General features: G+C 40.8%; 3 protein-coding genes. 2 read left to right on the forward strand and 1 reads right to left on the reverse strand.

Going from position 1 to position 2620, the window contains the following annotated elements:
* On the forward strand, positions 1-905 hold a 905-nt coding region (locus tag DP117_RS20405; protein ID WP_169220088.1), incomplete at its 5' end, for a dihydroorotase.
* 81 nt (positions 906-986) lie between these two features.
* On the opposite strand, the gene DP117_RS20410 is transcribed toward DP117_RS20405, so the two are convergent.
* Positions 987-1502 (reverse strand): peptidoglycan-binding protein, encoded by a 516-nt coding sequence (locus DP117_RS20410; RefSeq protein WP_169220089.1) that lies wholly within the window; start codon positions 1500-1502, stop codon positions 987-989.
* Positions 1503-1663: 161 nt separating this feature from the next.
* Between DP117_RS20410 and DP117_RS20415 the strand changes: the two genes are divergently transcribed.
* A complete protein-coding gene (locus DP117_RS20415; protein WP_169220090.1) occupies positions 1664-2299 on the forward strand; it encodes a restriction endonuclease subunit R in 636 nt (211 codons plus the stop codon).
* Positions 2300-2620: the final 321 nt, after the last annotated feature.

Consider the following 2620-nt stretch of genomic DNA (forward strand, 5'->3'; position numbering starts at 1 on the left):
CCCACCTCCCCCTCCTCCAAATCTGGGGTGCAATTAGTCAAGATGTTGCTGGTAAGCAGATGACTGAATTGGTAGACTTGGCAGCAGTTGGAGTGGTAGGCTTTACTGATAGTCAGCCTTGGGAAAATTTCGGGCTGGTGCGTCGAGTGTTGGAATATATTCAACCTTTGAGGAAACCAGTTGCCTTTTGGTGTTGCGATCGCCACTTGATGGGAAACGGTGTCATCCGCGAAGGCCCAGATGCTATTCGTTTAGGGTTGCCTTTTATACCGGATAGCGCAGAAACTTCGGCGATCGCCGCTTTGTTGGAATTAGTCACCGCCACAAGTACACCAGTCCATATCATGCGTGTCTCCACAGCTCGCAGTGTTGAACTCATAGCATCAGCCAAAGCTAGAGGTGTACCAATTACCGTCAGTACCACTTGGATGCATCTTTTACTTGACACACAAGCCATTAAAAGTTATAATACGAGCCTGAATCTAGAACCACCTTTGGGCAATTCTCATGACGTAGCAGCATTACGGAAGGCAGTACGGACAGGTGTTATAGATGCTATAGCAATAGACCATACACCATATACCTACGAAGAGAAAACCGTCGCCTTTGCCGAAGCCCCACCAGGAGCAATTGGTTATGAGTTAGCATTACCGCTTTTGTGGGAGCATTTGGTAGAAACTGGAGAGTTTACAGCTTTAGAATTGTGGAAAGCTCTGAGTTATCGTCCGGCGGAGTGTTTACAACAGAGAATAAGTGCCATTGTACCAGAGCAAAAAGCAGAATTAACTTTGTTTAACCCCCAGGAAAACTGGAAAGTGGAAAAACAAAATCTGTATACACGTTCTAGTAATACGTATTGGCTGGGACAGCAATTAACAGGTCGAGTTGTACAAACTTGGTGTTAATTAATAGAAGTTTAACATTTAAAAAGACCCGGTTTCTTTGAGAAATTGGGTCTTTTTAAAGTAAAAGAGTTAATGGAAAAGTTAACAGAAAACAGTATTAATTTGGCTTAATTCAAACCAAGTGCGATCGCCAATAATTCCATCTACAGGTAAGCCAGTGCGCTTTTGTAAATCTTTGATTGCTTTTTCTGTATTGTTACCAAAGTCACCGTCAAGAGTACCATTGTAGTAGTCACCGATTGCTAGTCTTTCTTGAACTTTCTTAACAAGTCCTCCCTTGCTACCTTTTTTGAGGATAGGCATATCAACTGGTGCATTTAGATAGAGCGATCGCCAAGTTTTATCTGCAACAATTCCATCTTGCTGAAGAAACTTCTGACCTTGGTAGAGTATAACCGCATCTTTTGTTTGTGAACCAAATATACCGTCAATCACTTCTTCGCCAGGAAAGACACAAGCACCGTTTTTATCAAGAGATACAAAAGCACCCCATTGTAACAACAGTTTTTGCAGTTCTTTAACAGCGTTACCCTTGGAACCTTCTTTGAGAACAGGTTTATTAAGTTGAGCAGAAGCGTTAACTTGATTTGTCGTCATTTTTATTCCTTAATGTGTTTGTATTGTTGGAATCACTGCTTGATTAATTTATTCCGCAAGGAAAATCATGAAATTTAGAAAATTGCCTTAAAATTAGTAAAAAGTCTGATTAGTCTGAGATTTATAAGAAAATAAATATTAACAGTACACACAACAACATTATGACAATCCTCAAGGCTAGCAATCTATCACTGGAAGAGGTTCAGCGCCTTTTTGGCTTCCAAGAATATTACAGCGACTCATTCACACCCTTGTTATCTTTGGAACCACTTACAGAAGTGGAACAACAAGAACTTGAGCAAATACGGGATGACTTTCGGCGTTACCTCACCACTGGCAAAGTTTCCGAAGGACAGGTAAAGTTTCTTGTACTTGCTCCTTTGATGAGGTTGGCTGGTTTTTACCGCTATCCTATAGAGATTGTTCTGGAAGAAGATATAGCTGATATAGAAGTTGAAGATGAAGATACAAAAATTAAAGGTAGATTTGATATATTAGCTGTTACCAAGGCGAAGCGTACAAAAGTTAATGCATTTTTTTGGGTATTATTAATTGAATCTAAAAATAGTCAGATTGATATATCAACAGGATTACCTCAACTGCTGACATATGCTTATAAGAGCTTAGAGCATCAAGAATCAGTTTGGGGTTTGACAACGAATGGAAGAAGTTATCAGTTTGTAAATATCCAACAAGGACATCCTCTGACTTATCACTTGATGAGCGAATTAAATTTGATGGAAAGACAGCGTTCAGTCGTGTTGTTACAAGTTCTGAAAGCAATTTGTCAGTTGTAGGAAGGAAACAAAACTTACATCCCTTGTTCCTGGGCTGCAGCCTGGGAATACAATACAGGAGGCTGAGCCTCTATGACTGCGTTTCCAGCCAGAGTTTGGAAACGAGAAAAATTTTTCCTTTGCTGGTAGTTCTTGGATGAGTGTTTGGAACTCTCGAACGAGTGTTTGGAACTCGTCGATGAGTGTTTGGAACTCTCGAACGAGTGTTTGGAACTCTCGAACGAGTGTTTGGAACTCGTCGATGAGTGTTTGGAACTCTCGAACGAGTGTTTGGAACTCTCGAACGAGTGTTTGGAACTCGTCGATGAGTGTTTGGAACTC

It is taken from the genome of Brasilonema sp. UFV-L1 (genome assembly GCF_012912105.1).
In the GTDB taxonomy this organism is placed as follows: Bacteria; Cyanobacteriota; Cyanobacteriia; order Cyanobacteriales; family Nostocaceae; genus Brasilonema.

Coding starts and splice junctions, on each gene's coding strand:
- DP117_RS20410 (WP_169220089.1), bottom strand. CDS start 1,502: ATGACGACAAATCAAGTTAACGCTTCTGCTCAACTTAATAAACCTGTT.
- DP117_RS20415 (WP_169220090.1), top strand. CDS start 1,664: ATGACAATCCTCAAGGCTAGCAATCTATCACTGGAAGAGGTTCAGCGC.